Here is a 21,139-nt window from a genome sequence, read left to right on the forward strand (position 1 = left end):
AGTTACGCCTTGTTATCACTGTATTTATATGTCGCTATAAATGGTCAGTAACTTAACACGATTGGTATAAATTAGTATTTAATTAGATAATGCTATTTTACCTCTGATTGTTCATAGACAAGTTTGGCACGGTTAGTAATCGGTATAAAAGAAATTGGGTATATAGCGTTATTATTTCGAATATATTGGTAACATTTACAGTGCGCCTTTAAGTCTTGTAGATAAAAAAACAAATATAACTTCTGTTTGTAAAATTGCGGCTACGTTTTCTTTTAAAGGTCGGGCGCTTGTTTTTTGTACGAAACACCTAGGTTATTGCTGCATAAAAAGGCTTTTTTACTGAATGATTACGCTTATTCGAAATTATTATGAACTTTTTTTAACCCTGCTTGATTACACATAAAATGTTACATTAATGTTTTCTCTTTCATTAAGGGAGGTAAAACTGTTGTTAGTAAGCGGCTTTCATCCTATATGAAAATCCACCTCTGTTACATTTATGTTAATCCTTTGTTTTTTGTGTTTTAGTTTGCAATGATTGAATTAATTTATTTATGGTTAATTCCAAACATCAAGTTGACAGCGTGCATTGCATTTAGCATTATTGGAGGGTTGATATCTATTAAAAGATATCAGGGTTGTCTCCTTCGGGAGGTAATTAAATTATAAAAGTAACATTACTTAATTGGTTGGGAACTATGTCTGTTAAAATCAGAAAGAGTCTTGTAGCAACTGCGTTGGTTGGCGCTTTTGCATTCGCAAGCAGCAATGTGATTGCAGATCCTTTGAATGACGTGCAAAAAGCAGGTCTACAAATTCAAACGGCTGCGGTTAAGTCTCAAACTAAAATTGACAATGTATATGGTCAAACTCAAGAGCTATTAGCTGAGTACCGTAGCGTTGTTGATGAATCTGAGCTATTAAAAGTATACAACGATCACGTTGCCCGTTTGGTCGCTGACCAAAACGCGTCAATTGAATCGTTTGACCGTCAAATCGCTACGATCGACAACACAAAACAAAACGTTGTGCCTTTGATGTATCGCATGATCGATACGCTCGAGCAATTCATCAAAGCGGACGTTCCGTTTAACAGTGACAATCGTTTGGCGCGTGTTGAAAGATTACGTGAAACAATGGTTTCTTCTTCTGTTACTACTTCAGAGAAGTTCCGTCAAGTGTTAGAAGCGTACACTATCGAAGCTGCATATAGCTCTTTAGTAGCTGCTTCACAAGGTACTTTAGAAGTTGATGGCAAGAGCATTAACGTTGATTTCGGCCAACTTGGTCGTATCACTTACGTTGCTCAATCGTTTGACTTAAAGCACGCATGGGTATGGGATAACAATACTAAACAGTGGAAAGAATTAGGTGATGAATACCTAAAACCTGTTAAAGAAGTTATTCGTATGGCGCGTAAGCAAGCGACATTAGAACTTGTTAAACTACCAATCTTTGGCGCGGAGTAATCAATAATGAAGAAACTATTTAAAGGTTTTGCTGTTGCAGCAGTACTATCTGTTTCTGCAGGTACCGCGCTTAATGCACATGCAAATACCACTGCTTTAGATAAAATTCTTGAGCAAGTAAAGCAAGAGCGTATATCTGAAGGCAAAATCAATAAGCAACGTGAGCAAGAATTCTTATCAGATCGTGCTGATAAGCAAGCGTTACTTAATAAAGCAAAAAGCCAATTAGCTGCTGAAAAAGCTCGTGGCGATCGTTTAACTAAAGAATATGCACAAAACGAAAATACTTTAGCTGAGAAAGAGGCTGCTCTTCAAAGCGCACAAGGTACGTTGGGTGAAATGTTTGGTGTTGTACGTCGTGCTGCGCAAGATGCAATTGGTTCAATCGAAGCATCACTTGTTTCTGCTGAAAAACCTGGCCGTGCTGAAATCTTACGTTCATTAGCTGCTGCTAAAGAACTACCAACAGTTCGTGAACTTGAAGAGCTTTGGATTTCACTACAAACTGAAATGACTGAGTCAGCTAAAGTTTCAACATTCGAAACTGAAGTTGCAGGTCTTGACGGTAACGCGACAGTTAAGAAAGTAACACGTATCGGTAACTTCAACTTAGTAACAGACGATGGCTACTTAATCTATTCGCCTGAAACTAAATCAATTCAGCCTTTAGGTAAACAGCCTGATGGTTACATCCTTGCTGGTATTAAAGACTTAGAAAATACGTCTTCTGATAACTATGCTGGTGTATACGTGGATCCGACTCGTGGTGCTATCTTACGTATCAATACACAAAAAGCGACACTTGATGAATACTTCCACCAAGGTGGCGTAGTTGGTTACATCATTACTGCGTTATTAGGTTTAGGTATCTTAATCACACTAGTACGCTTTATTGACCTTACACTTACTCGTAGTAAGATTAATAGCCAGCTTAAAAACGTGTCTACACCGAATACAAATAACCCACTGGGTCGTATTCTTAAAGTGTATCATGACAATAAATCGCAAGATGTTGAAAACCTTGAGCTTAAACTTGATGAAGCGATTCTTCGTGAAACGCCACGCATTGAAGCTGGTATCAATATCATTAAAATCCTTGCTGCAATCGCCCCGTTACTTGGTCTACTAGGTACGGTAATCGGTATGATCTTAACGTTCCAAACAATCACATTGTTCGGTACAGGTGATCCGAAGATCATGGCAGGTAACATCTCTCTAGCACTTGTAACTACTGCGCTAGGTCTAATTGCTGCACTACCACTTATTCTTCTTCACGCTGTTGTTGCGGGTCGTAGTAAGTCGGTATTACACATCCTTGATGAGCAAAGCGCAGGTATTATTGCTACTCACGCGGAGAAGGAGAAAGCCTAATGCTAGTCCTGATGGAGATCTGGGAATCTATCAGGGATTTTGTTGGCACAGGCGGCCAGGTTTTATACGTGGTCGCGATAGCACTCTTTCTTATGTGGGTTTTAATGATTGAGCGCTATTGGTTCTTACTTGCAGAATTTCCTCGTTTATCGTCGGAAATTGTAGCAAAGTGGGATGCCCGCCAAGACACTACGTCTTGGTACGCACACAGAATCCGTGAAGCATGGATTTCTGAAGCGTCTGAAAAATTAGATCAGCGTATGTTGTTGATTAAAACATTAGTAGCTGTTTGTCCTTTAATTGGCTTACTTGGTACAGTAACAGGCATGATCGCGGTTTTTGAAACCATGGCAAGCCAAGGTACAGGTAATGCACGTTTAATGGCATCAGGTATTTCAATGGCAACAATCCCAACAATGGCTGGAATGGTTGCGGCATTATCTGGAGTATTCTTTAGCTCACGCCTTGAGGCAAGAGCGAGAATGGTGAAAGCCAAGCTTGTTGATAGTATGCCTCATCACTAGAGAGAGAATTAAATATGGCACGTAAACAACGTTTTCGTGAAGAAGAAGATGCAACGGTAGATATGACACCGATGCTTGACATCGTATTTATCATGCTTATTTTCTTTATCGTAACTACATCGTTCGTTAAAGAGGCTGGTATCGAGGTCAATAAACCAAAAGCGGCCCAAGCTACGAAGCAAAAAAATGCTAACATTTTTATTGCAATTCGTGACAACGGCGAAATCTGGATTGATAAACAGCAAGTTGATGTTGAACGTGTTTCAGCAAAAATTGAAAGTTTATTAGCAGAACAACCTACTGAAGTTGTAATTTTGCAAGCTGACAAAGATGCAAAACACGGCGTAGTGGTTAAAGTTATGGACCAGATCAAAGCGACGGGCGACAACCTGAGAATTTCAATAGCTGGAGATCAGTAATGATTCGTTTTCTGTTTTCACTGATTGCAGGTGGGGCAGTTACTTTCGGCTTGTTCTACTTCATGGCCTTCCTCATCTCTGGTGGGGCTGACCGTAATACGGAACAAAAAGAGCAGATCATAGTCGAAATTATGACGAATCCGCCTGAATCTAAGGTGCAGGAACGGAAGCGAGTACCGCCTCCGCCGCCTCCACCGCCAAAGCAGCCGCCTAAACCGCAGCCGCCACAGCCGGAAAACAACAACCCAAATCCAGGTGCTATGTCATTTAACATGCCAAGCATTAATGTGGGAAGTTCGGCAGGTGGTCTAAGTGGTCCAGGGGCATTCGGACGAGACGGTGATGCGACACCAATCGTTCGTATTGAACCAAAATATCCAACACAAGCAGCACGTGATGGCAAAGAAGGTTGGGTACAACTTTCATTCTCAATCGATGAATTGGGTGGGGTTACTGATGTTGAAGTAATCGACGCAGACCCTAAACGTATTTTCGATAGAGAAGCTAAACGCGCCTTGAGCAAGTGGAAATACCGTCCTAAAATTATTGACGGTAAGCCACAAAAGCAAGTTGGCTTACAAGTTCAGCTAGACTTTAAAATTAACCAAGGCAATTAAGGAGGCAAGTAATGAGAAATTTATCTAAAGTAACAGCACTTGCGGTACTTATGTCTTTCTCGGGTGCAGTATTTACTGCACCGGTTCTAGCAGCGCCAGATCCCGCGAAAATTGAAGCGCGGAAGAAAGCAAAAACTAGAATCATGGGTGAGCGCACTGGTAAAAAAGTTATAAAAGCGTTTGACTTATATAACGAAGAAAAGCTAGACGAAGCAATTGCCATGTTGAAAGAGATCGATGCTTCTGATGATTTCGACAAAGCAACAGTTAATCGCTATTTAGGTAGTATGTATGGCCAGAAAGAGCAGTACAAAACTGCGATTGGTTACTTAAAATTAGCTGTTGCCCCTGATGTTTTGAACTTTGCCGATCAAGAACAAAGTTTAAAAACATTAGGCGATATGTATGCTGGTACTGAGCAGTATGAAAAAGCCAAAGATGCTTATGTTGCATGGATGGACTTTACTGGTGAAGAAGATGCAACGGTTTATACTCGTATAGCCCAAGCTAATTACCAGTTACAAAAGTTCAAAGATGTTTTTGCACCTGCAGATAAAGCAATTAAACTTCAAAAAGAGCCTAATAAAGGCCCTTACCAATTAAAATTAGGTTCTTATTTTGAACTTAAAGACTATAAAAATATGGTTAAAATTGGTGAAGAAATTGTTCGTATCTGGCCAGATGATAAAAAAGCATGGGTAAGTTTAGGTAAATACTACCTTCAGACGGAAGACTACAAAACTGGTCTTGCGACGATGGAAGTAGCTTACAAAAACGGTTATTTTGAAACTGAAGTTGATTATAAAGTTTTGTCTAACTTCTATTCATTGAATGAGATCCCTTATAAAGCCGCTAAGGTTTTAGAGAAGTCTATCGATGATAAGATTGTGAAGCGTAATAAACAAAATATCAGTGCAGTGGCAAGTAACTACCATCGCTCAAAAGATATTGCAAAAGCAGCTAAGTACTATGAAGAAGCGGCAAAATTTGATGACGATGCTGAGCTTTATCGCAAAGCAGGTTCATTACTTTTACAATCGCAAAATTATAGTGCTGCCGTTGTTCGTCTGAACAAGGCGCTTGAATTTGGTTCTGATAAGAAAGGAACTATTTATTCAGATTTAGCGGAAGCTTATTACTATCAAGAAAAGTATAAGCAAGCTTATGCTGCAATTACTAAAGCAATGGATGACCCTCGCACGCGTAAGTTTGCGAAAGGTTGGTCTGTATTTATTAAAGATAAAGCCGCTCGCAACGGTGTTAAGATTTAACTTTAATTCGCTATAGCAATTTATAAAAAGCCCCTATGGGGCTTTTTTTATTGGATTAACTCATGATAAAACACCTAATATGGATATGCTTCTTAGCGCTTTTCTTGAGCGCATGTGGTGATACGAATAATCAGTATCAAAGTAAAGAGCAAGCTCAGCAAGCGTTGCAAACACTAAATCAATTTTTAAGACCAACAGGTGAAATTAAACCAGTTAACGAGCAACAGTTTCCATTCAGTGATGCGTATTTAAAAGAGCGCCACAGCATATATCAAGCAATGCAAACCCTTGAATTAACTCCTGTCGCTCAGCGCACATTGGATTACCTCATTATTGCAGAGCGTTTTCCGCAGCGTTACTTTACGTGGCCGGTGTATATTCCTGTGCTCGATAACATGCTTGCCTATAACCAGCAACACGATATTACTGCAAACATAAACAATTGGCTTAGTTTTACCCAGCAGCAGTTAATACTTGCTAAAGAGAGCAAACTTAGACTCAACTCAATCGAGCTTAATGCCTTACAAGCGCAGGTAACTAAAAATCTTGCTCGCGTTGATCTTCCAGAAAATCTTAAACACACTCTAACTGAATTTAATGATTATTTAGCTCTCTATACACCCCGAGGTAGTGTTGGTTTACATGGCATATCAAATGGTGGGTCTTGGTATCAAAGTAAGTTAAATTACTTCTCAGGCGTCACTAAAGCACCAATAAATTGGCTAGTAGCAGTACAATCTCAGTTGAAGGAAATGCAGCAAGAAGCATATTCTATCCATGTAGCAGTTGATCATCGCTATTCCGTGCTTGCACAGCGTTTTGCATTGTCTAATAAAAAGCTTGTTGGCTTTGATTGGGCACAAGATTATCAGAGTCTGATAGGCTATGCTGGGCAAGCTGCAACAGGACTAAGTAATGAAGAGCGTACTTTTTGGTTAGCTATGATGGAAACCGATCTTGGCATACATTACCATGCTTGGACTGTCCAACAAGCGAAAGTTAATTTGCTTAAACGGCTGAAAATGACGCCACAACAAGTCGATTATTTAGTGGCTGATATCATTTTTTATCCGGCGCAAAGTTTTGCGTTTGCAACACTTTTAACAACTTCGTAAGTCCGCTTGCTGATTTTTATAGCCTTGGCTCGCAGTTGCCACAGCGCTGCGCTGTTGGATCGGCATTCAGCCGTTGCGAGTCAATTTTTTCTTCACAGTCACAGCAATAACCATATTGGCCGATATCGATTTGGCAGACCGCCGCTTCAAGTTGTTCTAAGCGTACTATGATATCTTTATATTCAGTGCCAAGTTGCTTTTGCGTAAGCTCTAACCATTGTTCAGGGTTATTTTTGTGCAAGGTTTCAGCTAGCGAGTGATGCGATTTGTTACTTGAGCTTGATAGTGTCGTAAGCAAGCACTGCCTTACTTGCTCTAACTCTGTATTAAGTCTTAGAAGGTGATGTTGAGCATTGATCATTGTCATTGTCCTCGTTGAGCAATGCTGCAGTATTCATTAATTTAAAAAAGCCGACTATGATGTGTGTCAAATTAAGGTGCGATAGCATATTTTTTCAAAACACCTGCAACATCTTCTTTTGTTTTAAGGCGCCTGATCTCATCGAATAAAGTATCGGCCTGGCTATATTGGCGCTTTAAATAGCCTAGCCACTGTTTAGTACGAGAAGCAAAATACTTTTCATCTTTCGCTGGGTCATGATGTATGGCTGAATGGATCAGATGATAGAGAATATGCTCCCACTGCAGGCCATCATAGTGCTCATCATTAAAGTGTGCTTTTATTTTACGTGCTAAATCAGGATGCGATAATGCACCGCGACCAAGCATTAAGTCTGTGCAACCACTACGTTGCTGGCAAAGTAGTGCATCTTTTACTTGCCAAATTTCACCATTTGCGACCACGGAGATGTTTTTATCTTTGATCAGTGGTGGAATCTTCTCCCAGTAAGCGGGCGGGTTATAACCGTCTCGCTTTGTACGGGCATGTATGGCAATACTATTGGCACCGGCACTGACAACGGCATCAACAATTTCTTGACTGTTACTGTCATCATCAAAACCTAAACGAATTTTAGCGCTTACTTGATGCTCGCTTGGCACGGCATCACGGACTGCTTTAATGATTTCATACATGTGTTCAGGATCTTTTAGTAGTACGGCGCCGCCTTTACTGCGATTGACTGTTTTAGCAGGGCAACCAAAATTAAGATCAACGCCGTGAGAGCCAAGCTCTATTACCTTGATTGCGTTTTCAGCCAATGCGTGTGCAACTTGGCCAAGTAATTGGATACGCACAGGAGTGCCTGAACGAGTGAAACCGTTATTATTTAGCTCTGGGCAATAGCGATGAAATACTTTATCAGGCAGGCAGGCATCAATAACACGAACAAATTCAGTGACGCATAAATCAAAACCGCCAATTTCGGTGAGTAGTTGACGCATTTTAAAATCGACAACCCCTTCCATAGGCGCTAAAACTAATTTCATGATAGGGGCACTTTGACTTTACATAAGGAGGCGTATTTTACCTGTAACATTGATAAATGCCAATTTTACTCCCATAGTTAACTCCAGTTTTGTACTCCTTTGTAGCGTTATCATCAATAATAAATAAAAATATGTGATTAAATGAAATATTATTTTTGTAGCAAGGTCTACTTAGTACAACCTTTGTATGTTTAGAGAGAGTCATAAAATGAATACACTTAAAAAAAATTCAATCGCGTTAACATTAGGCGCGGTAGTAGTAGGTAGCACAAGTTTTATTTCTGCAGATGTTCAAGCGAATCCGTTTGAATTTCAACAAATGGTAACGGGCTACCAAGTCGACGCGACAGAAGGAAAATGTGGCGAAGGTAAGTGCGGCGAAGGCAAATGTGGTGGCGATGCCAAACACGACAAAGCTAAAAAAGAAGGCAAGTGCGGCGAAGGCAAATGCGGTGGCGATGCTAAACATGACAAAGCTAAAAAAGAAGGCAAGTGCGGCGAAGGCAAATGCGGTGGCGATGCTAAACATGACAAAGCTAAAAAAGAAGGAAAGTGCGGCGAAGGCAAATGCGGCGGCGATGCTAAACACGATAAAGCAAAAAAAGAAGGTAAGTGCGGCGAAGGAAAATGTGGCGGCGACGCTAAACACGATAAAGCTAACAAAGAAGGTAAGTGCGGCGGCGATGCTAAAGCTAAAAAAGAAGGCAAATGCGGTAGCCATTAATTAGATAAGTTAAGTAACCTGCACTTTAGCTAAGTAGTATGTTTATAAAAGGGCCGCATTGTGGCCCTTTTAAATGAAGGAGTTGATATGACTGTATCTAGTAACAGTGAATTTGGCATGGTAGGGCTTGGGCTGCGTAGAGAAATGCTCGATGAATTGCTGATGCAGATACCAAAGCAAATTGATTTTATGGAAGTGGCGCCTGAGAACTGGTTAAAACTCGGTGGTCGCTTTGCTAAGCAGTTTAAGTCACTGACCGATACAAATAATTTTGTTTGTCATGGCTTGTCATTATCCATCGGCTCTCCTGAACCGTTAGATATTGAATTTGTTAAAGCATTAAAAGTCTTTTTCAAAGCACATAATGTTAAGCTTTTTAGTGAGCACCTTAGTTATTGTTCCGGCAGCGGCCACATGTATGATCTGATGCCGATCCCATTTACTGAAGCTGCGATTGCCCATGTTGTTGGGCGGATAAAACAGGTGCAAGATATTCTCGAGCAGCAAATAGCTATCGAAAATGTGTCTTATTATGCCGCACCTGGTCAGCAAATGAGCGAGTTAGAATTTACCACTGAAATATTACAGCAAGCTGATTGTAAGTTATTACTCGATGTAAATAATATTTATGTGAATTCGATAAATCATGGTTATGATGCAGAACATTTTCTAGCTAGCTTGCCATCGCAACGTATAGCATATGGTCATGTCGCAGGGCATTTCAATGAGGCGGATGATTTACTTATTGATACTCACGGCGCTGACGTGATTGACCCTGTTTGGCAATTACTTGATCGTGCTTATCAACATCATGGAGTGTTTGCGACTTTATTGGAACGTGATTTTAATATTCCAGCTATCGCTGAGCTTACCAAAGAGCTGGATATAATTCATCAACTACAAGCCAAGCACGCAATAATACAGCGTAAAGAAAGTGCCTGATATGAATTTTATTGAAACCCAACAAGCGTTTATGGCGCATATTCGAGCGCCAGATACACAACCAAAGCCCGATGACATTGAAGAGCGTCGTATGGCGATCTACCGTGATTTATTTTTCAATAATATCAATGGCTTTATTTCCTCAGCATTTCCGGTTCTGAAAACACTCTACAGCGATAACAATTGGTTAAGATTAGTTCGCCAATTTTTTGCTGAACACGATTGTCAATCACCTTATTTTTTGGATATTGCTAGTGAGTTTATTGCGTATTTAAGTAGTGATTACCAATTGCAAGAAATTGATCCCCCCTTTATGCTTGAACTTGCTCATTATGAATGGATTGAGCTTGATGTCTCGGTTGCGCATGCGGATCCAACTGATTGCATCATTAATGCACCGCTGAGTAATGTGCCTCTTTATATGAGTAGTTGCGCGCGAAATTTAAGTTATCAGTTTGCTGTACAGCATATCAGTGTTGATTTTCAACCACAGCAGCCTAGTGAACAGCCTCATTATTTTGTGGTGTATCGCGATACCGATGACGAAGTACAATTTCTTGCTACCAATGCAATGACCGCATTATTACTGGCAATTATAGACACAACACCGAGTATCAAATTAGCTTCGTTGGTGGAGCAAGTTGCTTTACAAGCGCCGCAATTTACTACAGAACAGCTTGTTCAAGGTGCTACAGTAACATTACATGCAATGGCGGAACGTGGCGTTATCGTGACAAAAAATCACCCTTAAAGTCTTTATTGATTATTTTACATCGTCTATTATGTGCGCCTTAATTCGTCGCGCTTAATAAAAGGTAGTACCTATGTCAGAAGATAAAGATTTTAAAGATCCGTTTAATGCAATGTATTTTCTTGCGTTCTTAGCTGTGTTTGCAGGAATCGGCTGTTTAAATGCAATCCTAGGCTGGATCACCACAGTCTCTTAATTTAGCACTGCTAAATTATAATAAGGCTGTATATAATACAGTCTTATTACTTAATTATTTAACTTCTTACCGACAACTCATTTTTGTGATGTTATAATTGTCTGCTTTGTAATATTACAGATAAAACAGTTTAAATTATGACTCAAGTAACTCCATCTATCATTAAAGATAGCATAACTACTATTGCAGATTACCCTAAAGCAGGCATTATGTTCCGTGATGTAACTACGCTAATGGCTAATCCCGCTGCATTTCAAGCAACAATTAATGCATTTATTTCAGCTTATAAAGATCAAGGTTTTACCAAGATTATAGGTACTGAATCACGTGGTTTTATCTTCGGTGCGCCGCTTTCATATGCATTAGGTATTCCTTTTATTCCAGTGCGTAAACCGGGCAAACTGCCACGTGCAGTGATCTCTCAAGATTACCAGCTAGAATATGGTGAAGATGTATTAGAGCTGCATATAGATGCCATTGTCCCAGGTGACAAAGTGCTTTTAGTCGATGACTTATTAGCAACCGGCGGTACCATTGAAGCGACCGCTAAATTAGTCAATAAGCTGGGTGGTCATGCGACAGATGCAGCATTTGTAGTCTCTTTACCAGAACTTGGTGGCGAGCAACGCATTGCAAAAATGGGGATTAAAATCCTAAAATTGGTTGAATTCGAAGGCGAATAATTAATGAGTTATCAAGTCCTAGCGAGAAAATGGCGTCCACAGACCTTTCATGAATTGGTCGGTCAGTCCCATGTGAAACAAGCGCTTATTAATGCTTTAACACAAAACAGACTGCATCACGCTTATTTGTTCACTGGGACTCGCGGGGTGGGTAAAACCACCATCGCACGTATTTTTGCAAAAAGCTTAAATTGTGATGAAGGCATTTCGGCGCAACCGTGTGGCAAGTGTAGCAGCTGTATAGATATCGAAACTGGTCGTTATATTGACTTACTTGAAATAGATGCAGCATCGCGCACTAAAGTTGAAGATACCCGTGAGATATTGGATAACGTGCAGTACGCGCCAACTCGCGGTCGCTACAAAGTGTACCTGATCGATGAAGTACACATGCTTTCAAAGCATAGTTTCAATGCATTATTAAAAACCTTGGAAGAGCCGCCTGAGCACGTTAAGTTTTTATTAGCGACGACGGATCCACAGAAACTGCCTGTCACCATTTTATCGCGTTGTTTGCAGTTTAATCTTAATGCGTTATCGCAACCTGAAATACTCCAACAACTTGAATATGTGTTAGGCGAAGAAAAATTAAGTTTTGAAACTCAAGCCCTGCAAATTATCGCCAAAGCGGCTGATGGCAGTATGCGTGATGCATTGAGTTTAACTGATCAAGCGATTGCTCAAACGAATGGTGATATTAAGCATCAAGCGGTGCAAGCAATGCTAGGGTTGATGGACAACCATTATAGCCAGCACTTGCTGGTTGCATTATTAGCCCAAGACGGCCATGCATTGATGGCGCAAATCGAGCAAGTTGCCACCCAAAACCCAAATTATATTGCTTTGTTAGATGATCTAATTGGCCTTACACATTTAGCACAATTAACCCAATTAGTGCCCGATGCCGCCAAGTTAGATGAATATAATCGCGAGTTTATTAATGAAGTAGCAAAGAGCTGCGATTCACAACAAATCCAAATTTATTATCAATTACTGCTTAATGGCAAAAAAGACTTACAATGGGCGCCAGAGCCTCGTTTAGGTTTTGAAATGGTTATGCTGCGCTTACTGGCATTTCAACCAGTTGATAGCCAAATGCTTGCAAGTACTGCGGCGCAGGCTCCAGCGGCCGATAACAACCGGTCTCGCTCAGCAGCATTGAGAGATATTCTCAATAAAAATAAGCCTGCAACACCACAGCCTGTTGATAACCAAGTATCATTGCCTCAAGCTGCACCGCTACAAACGACCGTGAGTGCGCCTGAACAAGCCGTTGCAACAACTGAACACTCTGTAACCAGTGAGCAAATTGCACCTGTCGATACGCAGCCAACTGTGACCACAGCACCACATACAAATTCGGGAATTATGCACGAAGCCGCGCATGGTAATGAGCATGATTCAGATGCTGAGCTTGAGCAACAATTAGTATCCCAATATGATGAGGTAATGAATAACGCATTGGAGCAGGGCTTTCATAGTGGCTTTGAGCATGCGCCAGAACAATCTTTACCTGAGCATCAACATAGCGCAGAGCAAACCGCTCCAGCACAAAATAACAGCTCATTCTCTGACTATTCAGATACCACAGATATTAGCCAAAAAGAAGCACAAGCGCAGTCCGCAATTGCACGTATTTTACGAGATAGAAATATTTCTGGTGCAGGTACGCTCTCTGGTGGTAAAACATCTGTGGCGCCATCAACGAATAAACCAGCTGCGGTTGAGCGCGGTACTGCGGTAAAAAAGTCACAGCCCCAGATAACGGGGGCAAGTAGTCAGCCTGAGACTGATGGTTACACGCCGAATATCGCCCCAAATAAGCGTGTGAAACCTGACTTTAAAGAAAAACATCAGACTATTACTGAGAATTTAGCACCGGAATTGCTAGAGCAAATTAATCCACAAAAAGTAGTTGCTGCACCTGATCCTGAAATAAATATTCAAATACCGGATGATTTTCAAAGCCCGATCAGCGATATTCGTTTTGCACATCAACAAGATGAGTGGGCATACTTAATTAAGCGGATGGGACTTGGCGGGCGGATGCGTCAATTTGCTTTGCATTCAATTTATTCAAAGCAACAACAACAGCTGCACTTAGAAGTGGATGAATCGCAAAAACATCTCGATACCCCTATGTTAAGACAAAAGCTTAGTGCGGCGCTGGCCAGTATTTACGGGTATAATGTTGAGCTGACAATCAATTTTGCCCCTGGGGTGATAGATTCGCCTTACTTAATTCAGCAAAAGATTGATGCAGGGCGCCATCAGCAAGCAATTGATGTGATCAACGGTGATGAAAATATCGTACAGTTACAGCAGCTATTTTCTGCAATTATCGATGAAAACAGTATTCAGGCATTGTAATTCACTGCAATAGCCCTTATCTTCATGGCAATTAGAAATAGAAAGAGAGAAAGTTATGTTTAAAGGTGGAATGGGTAACATGATGAAGCAAGCGCAGCAAATGCAAGAGCGCATGCAAAAAGCCCAAGACGAAATTGCTAGCTTAGAAGTGGTTGGTGAAGCAGGTGCTGGTTTAGTTAAAGTAACTATGCTTGGAAACCATAATGTTCGACGTGTTGAACTTGATGAAAGTTTAATGGAAGACGAAAAAGATCTTATTGAAGACTTACTTGCCGCTGCGTGTAATGACGCAGTTCGCCGTGTAGCAGAAGAAACACAAGAGCGCATGGGTAAAGTAACTGGCGGTATGCAATTACCACCAGGTATGAAAATGCCATTTTAAGATAAAATATGCAGCTTTCAGAGAGTTTAAACCAGCTAATTGAAGCATTGCGCTGTCAGCCGGGCATAGGCCCAAAGTCAGCGCAGCGCATCGCGTTCCATTTGCTTGAGCGTGACCGTAAGGGGGGCACTCAGCTTGGTAATGCACTTACCAAAGCGATGACTGCTATTGGACACTGTCAATCGTGTCGTACTTTTGCAGAGCAGCCGCAGTGTGAAATCTGTTTAAGCCCCAAACGTCAAGATAGCGGAATTTTATGTGTGGTTGAATCACCTACCGATGTGTTGGCGATTGAACAAACTGGCCAGTATAAAGGTTTGTACTTTGTATTGATGGGACATTTATCACCTATCGATGGTATTGGTCCAAATGAAATTGGCCTTGATATTCTTGAAAGTAAGTTGCAACAAGGTGGGATAAACGAGGTTATATTAGCGACCAACCCTACAGTTGAAGGGGAAACTACAGCGCATTATATTGCCCAGCTTTGTCACCGTTATAAAGTTGATGCATCGCGGATAGCCCATGGTATTCCGGTCGGTGGCGAACTTGATTTGCTCGATGGCATGACATTAATGCATGCATTTAGTGGCCGACGAGTGGTTAGTCAAAATTAGCTTTGCAGTTAAGTAAATAAATTCTTTGAAAGCGAAAAGCCTGCATTTGCAGGCTTTTTTATAGTCGCTCTAAAATAAAGCGACTCAGCTAAGCGCTAACCATACTCCAACGCCAACCATCAAACTGCCAGCGATGCGGTTCATCCACTTGATATTGTCACCTTGGTTTAAAAACAGCCGTAAACTTTTACCGCCAGTGGCATAGAGCATCATGCAAGTGAACTCGCTGAGCATAATGATGGCGACTAACATACTCAATTGTGGCGCAATCGCGTAGTCAATATTTATAAACGGCGGTAGCAGGGAAATCATAAACGCCCAGCCTTTAGGGTTGGCAATCGCGGTGATAAACCCTTGTGAGAATAGCGCTTGGCGAGATACTTTTAATTTACTGTCTGCGCCTAATTTGATGGTTGCTTTTGCTCGCCACATTGCAACCCCAATATAGACTAAATAACCTGCACCGAGCCATTTTAATACGCTAAAAAGTGTCGGGTAGTTGAGCATGATACTTGCCACCCCTGCGACTGCTGCAACAGCCACAATAGCAACGCCAAGTAATTCGCCAATCATCATCCACATAGTTCTGCGCACGCCAATACTCATTCCTAAGGTCATGGCTAAAGTCATACACATCCCAGGTGTAATAGAGACAAAAAAGAAGGTGGGTATAAATACCCCCAGGACTGCGAAGTCGAGCATGTAAGCATCCGTTAGTTGCTGTAATAGAATGCGCAATGGTAATTGTTTTTGAAAGAGTTAGAAACCAATTTGGGATGGTTAAGCACAATTAAGAGATTGTTAGCACTGGCGATAAAGCATAAGCTGATTACTAATACGCAAGCTAATTTAGATCTTTGAGGAGCATGTAGCAGGAAGCTTCTATGCACTGATCACAAGCACTTATTTGTAAGTGGGTTTTAACAAATATATTTTTGCTTTGTTGGGTGCTTTGAATTAGGATCAAAACAGTTTAAAACCAAGAACTAATGCCCTGTGTCTAGATTATTTATTGCTATTATCATCATTTTCCTAAGTTTTACTGCGACTGCTGTTGAAGTTACTGATCTATATCAGGACGTATTAAAAGTATCTGACAAATCTCGCGATGCTCGACTCAGCGCCAGCCGAGAGGCGTTGCTCAATGTACTGGTTAAGGTTAGTGGCGATCCGAATGCGGATCAAAATCCAATCGCTCAGCAACGTAGTAAAGATATATCAGATTACATGCTCAAATTTGAATACGACGAAAAAGCCAATGGTCAACTTAATCTCGTGGTTAAATTTGAAGCAAATAAAATTAATGCACTCGTCAAAGAGCTTAATTTACCATTGTGGGGTACGCGTCGCCCGCTGGTGGCTATTTGGCTTGCCATTGAAGATAACTGGCGTCGTGAACTTGTTACCCAAGAAAGTTATCCGCAGCTAGAGCAACTAATTTATAGCACCGCAGCGCGACGTGGCTTGCCAGTCGTGGTACCGTTGCTTGATTTACAAGACCGTGCATTAGTGGGAATACCTGAGGTGTGGGGTAATTTCTCCACGCCAGTCGAACAGGCATCAAGCCGTTATAGTGCAGAACGCAGTATTACCGCGCGTTTATACAAACAACCTGACAGCGAGATTTGGTTGTTGGATTGGCGCTTTACTAATGATGAGCTGTTTGAAGCAAATAGAGTAAGCGGTGATAAACAACAAGCCATAGCCTTAATGATCGACAGCTTAGCAGCTGGCTTGGCCAATGAATATGCGGTTGATCCAAATTCTACAACGCAGCTTGCCCAAGCGGTATTTAAATTAAAAGGCACCACTAACTTTGTCGATATTGAGTTGGCTAAACGTCAGCTTCAGAGCTTAAGCGTAGTTACCCAAGTGACAATTCGTTCTCGTACTGCTGATGTAGTTAGTTTTGCGATCAATCACACTGGTAGTATGCATGATTTACAAAAAGCCTTAGAGCTCGACCGTGCTTTTCAACCATTTGTTGATCCTCGTGCGTTTTATCCCGTAATAGCGCAAGACGATTTAGAATATCAATGGGTTGGTTTGTAATGCAGACAATTGAGCCGGTGCAAATGGCATTACCGGTAACGTTGCCGGATGATGAAACCTTTGCATCTTATTTTGGTGGTGAAAATTCACTGGAAGTGAGTCATTTAAAAAATGCTTTTAAAAGTTTAGCAACCACTTTTCAATATACATATTTATGTGGCTTAGGAGATTCGGGTAAATCACATTTACTGTATGCAACCTGTATTCATGCTCAAGAGCATGGCCTATCGACTATGCTGCTATCAATGCGCGAAGTGATTGATTTTGGCCCTATGGTGCTCGATGGCTTAGACGCGCTTGATGTGTTGTGTATTGATGATGTGCACTTAGTAGCTGGTAACGATGCGTGGGAAAAAGCGTTGTTTAATTTTTTTAACCGTTTTAACGAACCGGGTAAATGCTTGGTAGTGACAGCGGATCTGTTACCAGACATGCTTAACATTAACTTGCCGGATCTTGAGTCACGATTAAAATGGGGTACGACATTTCAAATCCGTTCTATGAGTGATGATGATAAAGCCGAAGCCTTAGTAAAGCGCGCCAATATGCGCGGTTTAGAGCTTAGTGATGAATGTGCGCGCTTTTTATTAACGCGTTTGAGTCGTGATATGCGAGCGTTACTTGATGTGCTTGATAAACTTGACCATGCCTCGATGGCTGCACAACGTAAATTGACAATTCCTTTCATAAAATCCACTCTAAAACTCTAGTTTTCTCTACAAAATCGTCTAACTTCCCATTTTGCTTAACCAGAATGGGAAAGAATTCAATAAGATTGGTATAAGGTCTGGAATCTAGCCATTGCTTTCAGTTATCATTAGCTATTACTTAAATCACCTTCTGTGACAGATCAGGTATCGAATGAACTTAGAAAATATATTAGCGCAAGCACTTGAGGCGGTCGCCAGTGCCAGTGAAATCGCGCAGCTTGAAGATATCAGGGTTAATTACCTTGGTAAAAAAGGCGAAATCACGAATCTATTAAAAACCCTTGGTAAAATTGCCCCTGAAGAACGCAAAGAAGCAGGCCAAGTAATTAACCAAGCTAAGCAAGATGTACAAGTTGCGATTAACGACAAGCGCGAATTATTAGCAACCAAAGCCCTTGAAGAGAAATTAGCCGCTGAAACAATTGATGTAACATTACCCGGTCGTGTTATGCCAACAGGTGGTTTACACCCAGTGACGCGTACCATTGAGCGGATTGAGAGCTTTTTTGGCGAATTAGGTTTTGCGGTTAAATCTGGCCCAGAAGTAGAAGATGATTTTCATAACTTCGACGCGCTAAATATTCCTGAGCATCACCCAGCGCGTGCTGATCACGATACTTTTTACTTTAATCCAAAACTGGTGTTGCGTACGCAAACCAGTGGTGTGCAAATTCGAACCATGGAAGCTGAGCAACCGCCGCTGCGTATTATTTCTCCAGGGCGTGTATACCGCAACGATTACGACCAAACACATACGCCGATGTTCCATCAGGTTGAAGGGTTGATGGTTGATACTGATGTAAGCTTTACTGAGCTTAAAGGTATTTTGCACGATTTCTTGCGTAACTTTTTTGAAGAAGATATGGAAATTCGTTTCCGTCCTTCATTTTTCCCATTTACAGAGCCTTCAGCGGAAGTTGATGTGATGGGTAAAGACGGAAAATGGTTAGAAGTATTAGGTTGCGGAATGGTGCACCCTAACGTGCTTAAATCAGTGGGAATTGATCCAGAAAAATACACTGGTTTTGCCTTTGGTATGGGTGTAGAGCGTTTAACCATGCTGCGTTATGGGGTAAATGACTTACGTGCGTTTTTCGAAAACGATTTGAAATTCCTTAATCAGTTCCGTTAAGAGTGAAGAAATAACATGAAATTTAGTGAAAAGTGGTTAAGAGAGTGGGTTAATCCTGCAATTGACACGCAGGCTCTTTCGGAACAGTTATCGATGGCCGGCCTTGAGGTAGATGGCGTAGAGCCCGCTGCGGCAGAATTCTCTGGCGTTGTTGTCGGTGAAGTAGTTGAATGTGGTCAGCATCCTGATGCAGATAAACTACGTGTAACTAAAATCAATGTCGGTGGCGATGAGCTATTAGATATTGTATGTGGTGCGCCAAATTGCCGTTTAGGTATCAAAGTTGCAGTAGCTATGGTTGGCGCTGTATTACCGGGCGATTTTAAAATTAAAAAAGCCAAACTACGTGGTCAACCGTCTCACGGCATGCTGTGTGCATTCGTGGAGTTGGGTATTAGCGAAGAAGGCGACGGTATCATGGAGTTGCCACTTGATGCACCTGTTGGCACAGACTTACGTGAATACTTAAGCCTTGATGACAACATTATTGATGTTGATTTAACCCCGAATCGTGGTGACTGTTTAGGTATTAAAGGCATCGCTCGTGAAGTGGGCGTACTTAACAGTATTGATGTTAAAGCCCTAGAAATACCAGCGGTTGCAGCAACTATTGATGATAAAGTATCAATTGAACTAGTAAACGATGAAGCCTGCCCTCGTTATTTAGGGCGTGTGATCAAAGGCATCAACCTTGACGCCACAACACCACTTTGGATGGTTGAGAAGCTTCGTCGTAGTGGCGTGCGCGCAATTGACCCTGTGGTTGATGTAACTAACTATGTGTTACTTGAACTTGGCCATCCAATGCATGCTTTTGATTTAAATGCGATTGAAGGCGGTATCAAAGTACGTAGCGCCCATGCTGGTGAAGAGCTGGTATTACTAGATGGTAATACTGCTAAGTTGAATGAATCTACCTTAGTAATAGCCGACCATAACAAAGCGCTGGCGATTGCCGGTATCTTTGGCGGTGAGCAATCAGGCGTTACCGAGCAAACAACGGATATTCTATTAGAAAGTGCGTTTTTTAATCCAGTTGCTATCGCAGGGCAAGCTCGTAGCTATGGTTTACACACAGATGCATCGCATCGTTATGAACGCGGTGTGGATTTTGCGCTGCAACATGATGCAATAGAACGTGCAACTGCGTTGTTACTTGAGATTGTAGGCGGTCAAGCAGGCCCTGTAGTTGAAGCTGTTGCAAAAGATAAGCTTCCTAAGGTCACTGAAGTGCGTCTTCGTCGTGCGCGTTTAGACCGTGTTATTGGTCATCATATTGAAGATGCGAAAGTAACCGACATTTTAACCCGTTTAGGGCTTGATGTGAAAATTGTCGATGGTGTGTGGAGTGCAGATGTACCAAGCTACCGTTTTGATATTCGTATCGAAGAAGATCTAATTGAAGAAGTTGCTCGCGTATATGGTTACAACAGTATTCCAAACGTAGCACCGACTGCTAAATTAAAAATGACCACTCATAACGAAGCCAATATTGCAGTGAGCAAATTTCGCAATACGCTAGTGACTCGTGGTTATCAAGAAGCGATCACATACAGCTTTGTTGACCCTAAAGCACAAGCTATTTTACACCCAGACAGTGACGCGCTGGTTTTGCCACATCCAATTTCGATTGAAATGTCGGCAATGCGTGTGAGCCTTATGCCAGGTTTACTGGCATCAGTAATGTATAATCAAAACCGCCAGCAGCCACGTATTCGTTTATTTGAGCATGGCCTTAAATTTCTACGTGATGAAAACGCAGAGAATGGCGTAAACCAAGTTGCAGTTATTGGTGGGGCTATTACTGGTCTGGCACATGGTGAACATTGGGTTGAAGAAAAGCGCACCGTTGATTTTTATGATTTAAAAGGTGACGTTGAAGCATTACTTTCATTAACCAATGATATAACGCGTTTTGAAATCAAAGCAGAGCAATCAGATGGCTTACATCCGGGCCAATCTGCGGTGATTTATGTTGAAGGTAAAAAGGTCGGTTTCTTTGGTGCTATTCATCCTCAAGTACAAAAATCGTTAGATATCAATAATGCGACTTATGTGTTTGAAATTGAAATGTCAGCCATTGAAAAAAGAAATTTACCAGAGGCTGTAGGGGTTTCGAAGTTCCCTTCAAACCGCCGCGACATCGCTATTTTAGTGGAAGATCAGGTGAAATCTGGCGACATTTTATCAGTGATAGAAAAAGTTGGCGGAAATCAATTGGTTGACCTAAACTTATTCGATGTGTATAAGGGCAAAGGTATTGAGCCAAATTATAAGAGTTTGGCGATTGCTCTAACACTGCAAGCGGTTGATAGAACACTCGAAGAGAAAGATATCAATCTAGTAGTTGATAACGTGGTGGCCGCACTGGCCGAACAGTTTAATGCATCGTTGAGGGACTAGAT

General features: G+C 41.4%; 22 protein-coding genes. 19 read left to right on the forward strand and 3 right to left on the reverse strand.

All coding sequences use genetic code 11. The annotated features are described in order from the left end of the window. Positions 1–698: 698 nt before the first annotated feature. The 7 genes from H5183_RS13185 (at position 699) to H5183_RS13215 (ending at position 6,786) form a co-directional block, all read left to right on the forward strand. Positions 699–1,469 carry a DUF3450 domain-containing protein gene (locus H5183_RS13185; RefSeq protein ID WP_145241560.1) on the forward strand — a complete coding sequence of 257 codons (771 nt, stop codon included), beginning with the start codon at positions 699–701 and terminating at the stop codon, positions 1,467–1,469. A gap of 6 nt (positions 1,470–1,475) precedes the next feature. Further along, the gene (locus tag H5183_RS13190) at positions 1,476–2,840 is read left to right on the forward strand and encodes a MotA/TolQ/ExbB proton channel family protein (protein WP_145241562.1); all 1,365 of its coding nucleotides are present in this window, start codon (positions 1,476–1,478) and stop codon (positions 2,838–2,840) included. Then, positions 2,840–3,364 carry a MotA/TolQ/ExbB proton channel family protein gene (locus tag H5183_RS13195; protein ID WP_145241564.1) on the forward strand — a complete coding sequence of 175 codons (525 nt, stop codon included), beginning with the start codon at positions 2,840–2,842 and terminating at the stop codon, positions 3,362–3,364. Before H5183_RS13190 ends, H5183_RS13195 begins: the two co-directional genes overlap by 1 nt. 14 nt (positions 3,365–3,378) lie before the next feature. Then, positions 3,379–3,783, forward strand: coding sequence for a biopolymer transporter ExbD (locus H5183_RS13200; RefSeq protein WP_054205753.1), 405 nt, complete (start codon positions 3,379–3,381; stop codon positions 3,781–3,783). Further along, on the forward strand, positions 3,783–4,400 hold the full coding sequence (locus H5183_RS13205) for an energy transducer TonB (protein ID WP_145241566.1): 618 nt from the start codon (positions 3,783–3,785) through the stop codon (positions 4,398–4,400). Before H5183_RS13200 ends, H5183_RS13205 begins: the two co-directional genes overlap by 1 nt. An 11-nt stretch (positions 4,401–4,411) precedes the next feature. Continuing rightward, on the forward strand, positions 4,412–5,671 hold the full coding sequence (locus H5183_RS13210; RefSeq protein WP_145241568.1) for a hypothetical protein: 1,260 nt from the start codon (positions 4,412–4,414) through the stop codon (positions 5,669–5,671). A gap of 62 nt (positions 5,672–5,733) precedes the next feature. Beyond that, on the forward strand, positions 5,734–6,786 hold the full coding sequence (locus tag H5183_RS13215; RefSeq protein ID WP_182731894.1) for a hypothetical protein: 1,053 nt from the start codon (positions 5,734–5,736) through the stop codon (positions 6,784–6,786). A gap of 16 nt (positions 6,787–6,802) precedes the next feature. Here H5183_RS13215 and H5183_RS13220 read toward each other — a convergent pair whose 3' ends face one another. Both H5183_RS13220 and H5183_RS13225 read right to left on the reverse strand, forming a co-directional pair. Further along, on the reverse strand, positions 6,803–7,147 hold the full coding sequence (locus tag H5183_RS13220) for a TraR/DksA C4-type zinc finger protein (protein ID WP_145241572.1): 345 nt from the start codon (positions 7,145–7,147) through the stop codon (positions 6,803–6,805). A gap of 71 nt (positions 7,148–7,218) precedes the next feature. Beyond that, entirely contained in the window at positions 7,219–8,175 is a 957-nt protein-coding gene (locus tag H5183_RS13225; protein WP_182731895.1) for a tRNA-dihydrouridine synthase, read from the reverse strand. Positions 8,176–8,383: 208 nt separating this feature from the next. Here H5183_RS13225 and H5183_RS13230 point away from each other — a divergent pair, with 208 nt between their 5' ends. The 8 genes from H5183_RS13230 (at position 8,384) to recR (ending at position 14,840) form a co-directional block, all read left to right on the forward strand. Further along, entirely contained in the window at positions 8,384–8,899 is a 516-nt protein-coding gene (locus H5183_RS13230; RefSeq protein WP_182731896.1) for a hypothetical protein, read from the forward strand. 117 nt (positions 8,900–9,016) lie between these two features. Next, positions 9,017–9,841, forward strand: coding sequence for a DUF692 domain-containing protein (locus H5183_RS13235; RefSeq protein ID WP_145241663.1), 825 nt, complete (start codon positions 9,017–9,019; stop codon positions 9,839–9,841). Between the two features lies 1 nt (position 9,842). Further along, a complete protein-coding gene (locus H5183_RS13240) occupies positions 9,843–10,592 on the forward strand; it encodes a DUF2063 domain-containing protein (protein WP_182731897.1) in 750 nt (249 codons plus the stop codon). A 73-nt stretch (positions 10,593–10,665) separates the two neighbouring features. Continuing rightward, positions 10,666–10,788: a hypothetical protein gene (locus H5183_RS21830; protein ID WP_257325665.1), complete on the forward strand. Its 123-nt coding sequence runs from the start codon at positions 10,666–10,668 to the stop codon at positions 10,786–10,788. 137 nt (positions 10,789–10,925) lie between these two features. Continuing rightward, positions 10,926–11,471, forward strand: a complete 546-nt coding sequence (apt, locus tag H5183_RS13245; RefSeq protein WP_145241580.1) for an adenine phosphoribosyltransferase — start codon at positions 10,926–10,928, stop codon at positions 11,469–11,471. 3 nt (positions 11,472–11,474) lie between these two features. Continuing rightward, on the forward strand, positions 11,475–13,841 hold the full coding sequence (dnaX, locus tag H5183_RS13250; protein ID WP_182731898.1) for a DNA polymerase III subunit gamma/tau: 2,367 nt from the start codon (positions 11,475–11,477) through the stop codon (positions 13,839–13,841). 55 nt (positions 13,842–13,896) lie between these two features. Beyond that, positions 13,897–14,223: a YbaB/EbfC family nucleoid-associated protein gene (locus tag H5183_RS13255; protein ID WP_145241584.1), complete on the forward strand. Its 327-nt coding sequence runs from the start codon at positions 13,897–13,899 to the stop codon at positions 14,221–14,223. Positions 14,224–14,231: 8 nt separating this feature from the next. Further along, positions 14,232–14,840, forward strand: coding sequence for a recombination mediator RecR (gene recR / locus H5183_RS13260; protein ID WP_145241586.1), 609 nt, complete (start codon positions 14,232–14,234; stop codon positions 14,838–14,840). Between the two features lie 84 nt (positions 14,841–14,924). Here the strand turns inward: recR and H5183_RS13265 are convergent, their stop codons facing one another. Beyond that, complete coding sequence (locus H5183_RS13265) at positions 14,925–15,542, reverse strand: LysE family translocator (RefSeq protein WP_145241588.1); 618 nt, start codon at positions 15,540–15,542, stop codon at positions 14,925–14,927. A gap of 294 nt (positions 15,543–15,836) precedes the next feature. On the opposite strand from H5183_RS13265, the gene H5183_RS13270 reads away from it, so the two are divergent. From H5183_RS13270 to pheT, 4 genes are all read left to right on the forward strand, one after another. Beyond that, positions 15,837–16,892, forward strand: a complete 1,056-nt coding sequence (locus tag H5183_RS13270) for a DUF2066 domain-containing protein (RefSeq protein ID WP_182731899.1) — start codon at positions 15,837–15,839, stop codon at positions 16,890–16,892. Further along, entirely contained in the window at positions 16,892–17,602 is a 711-nt protein-coding gene (hda, locus tag H5183_RS13275; protein WP_182731917.1) for a DnaA inactivator Hda, read from the forward strand. Before H5183_RS13270 ends, hda begins: the two co-directional genes overlap by 1 nt. A gap of 151 nt (positions 17,603–17,753) precedes the next feature. Then, a complete protein-coding gene (gene pheS, locus H5183_RS13280; RefSeq protein ID WP_182731900.1) occupies positions 17,754–18,734 on the forward strand; it encodes a phenylalanine--tRNA ligase subunit alpha in 981 nt (326 codons plus the stop codon). Between the two features lie 15 nt (positions 18,735–18,749). After that, the gene (gene pheT / locus H5183_RS13285) at positions 18,750–21,137 is read left to right on the forward strand and encodes a phenylalanine--tRNA ligase subunit beta (protein WP_182731901.1); all 2,388 of its coding nucleotides are present in this window, start codon (positions 18,750–18,752) and stop codon (positions 21,135–21,137) included. Positions 21,138–21,139 lie beyond the last annotated feature (2 nt).

This window comes from Pseudoalteromonas sp. SR44-8 (assembly GCF_014163635.1).
GTDB lineage: Bacteria > Pseudomonadota > Gammaproteobacteria > Enterobacterales > Alteromonadaceae > Pseudoalteromonas > Pseudoalteromonas rhizosphaerae.

What these genes read in the sequence shown, in the direction of transcription:
- H5183_RS13185 (WP_145241560.1), top strand. Translation starts at nt 699, where the DNA reads ATGTCTGTTAAAATCAGAAAGAGTCTTGTAGCAACTGCGTTGGTTGGC.
- dnaX (WP_182731898.1), top strand. Translation starts at nt 11,475, where the DNA reads ATGAGTTATCAAGTCCTAGCGAGAAAATGGCGTCCACAGACCTTTCAT.
- H5183_RS13205 (WP_145241566.1), top strand. Translation starts at nt 3,783, where the DNA reads ATGATTCGTTTTCTGTTTTCACTGATTGCAGGTGGGGCAGTTACTTTC.
- pheS (WP_182731900.1), top strand. Translation starts at nt 17,754, where the DNA reads ATGAACTTAGAAAATATATTAGCGCAAGCACTTGAGGCGGTCGCCAGT.
- H5183_RS13190 (WP_145241562.1), top strand. Translation starts at nt 1,476, where the DNA reads ATGAAGAAACTATTTAAAGGTTTTGCTGTTGCAGCAGTACTATCTGTT.
- H5183_RS13225 (WP_182731895.1), bottom strand. Translation starts at nt 8,175, where the DNA reads ATGAAATTAGTTTTAGCGCCTATGGAAGGGGTTGTCGATTTTAAAATG.
- pheT (WP_182731901.1), top strand. Translation starts at nt 18,750, where the DNA reads ATGAAATTTAGTGAAAAGTGGTTAAGAGAGTGGGTTAATCCTGCAATT.
- H5183_RS13240 (WP_182731897.1), top strand. Translation starts at nt 9,843, where the DNA reads ATGAATTTTATTGAAACCCAACAAGCGTTTATGGCGCATATTCGAGCG.
- H5183_RS21830 (WP_257325665.1), top strand. Translation starts at nt 10,666, where the DNA reads ATGTCAGAAGATAAAGATTTTAAAGATCCGTTTAATGCAATGTATTTT.
- H5183_RS13200 (WP_054205753.1), top strand. Translation starts at nt 3,379, where the DNA reads ATGGCACGTAAACAACGTTTTCGTGAAGAAGAAGATGCAACGGTAGAT.
- H5183_RS13255 (WP_145241584.1), top strand. Translation starts at nt 13,897, where the DNA reads ATGTTTAAAGGTGGAATGGGTAACATGATGAAGCAAGCGCAGCAAATG.
- apt (WP_145241580.1), top strand. Translation starts at nt 10,926, where the DNA reads ATGACTCAAGTAACTCCATCTATCATTAAAGATAGCATAACTACTATT.
- H5183_RS13265 (WP_145241588.1), bottom strand. Translation starts at nt 15,542, where the DNA reads ATGCTCGACTTCGCAGTCCTGGGGGTATTTATACCCACCTTCTTTTTT.
- H5183_RS13235 (WP_145241663.1), top strand. Translation starts at nt 9,017, where the DNA reads ATGGTAGGGCTTGGGCTGCGTAGAGAAATGCTCGATGAATTGCTGATG.
- H5183_RS13210 (WP_145241568.1), top strand. Translation starts at nt 4,412, where the DNA reads ATGAGAAATTTATCTAAAGTAACAGCACTTGCGGTACTTATGTCTTTC.
- H5183_RS13215 (WP_182731894.1), top strand. Translation starts at nt 5,734, where the DNA reads ATGATAAAACACCTAATATGGATATGCTTCTTAGCGCTTTTCTTGAGC.
- hda (WP_182731917.1), top strand. Translation starts at nt 16,892, where the DNA reads ATGCAGACAATTGAGCCGGTGCAAATGGCATTACCGGTAACGTTGCCG.
- recR (WP_145241586.1), top strand. Translation starts at nt 14,232, where the DNA reads ATGCAGCTTTCAGAGAGTTTAAACCAGCTAATTGAAGCATTGCGCTGT.
- H5183_RS13230 (WP_182731896.1), top strand. Translation starts at nt 8,384, where the DNA reads ATGAATACACTTAAAAAAAATTCAATCGCGTTAACATTAGGCGCGGTA.
- H5183_RS13220 (WP_145241572.1), bottom strand. Translation starts at nt 7,147, where the DNA reads ATGATCAATGCTCAACATCACCTTCTAAGACTTAATACAGAGTTAGAG.
- H5183_RS13195 (WP_145241564.1), top strand. Translation starts at nt 2,840, where the DNA reads ATGCTAGTCCTGATGGAGATCTGGGAATCTATCAGGGATTTTGTTGGC.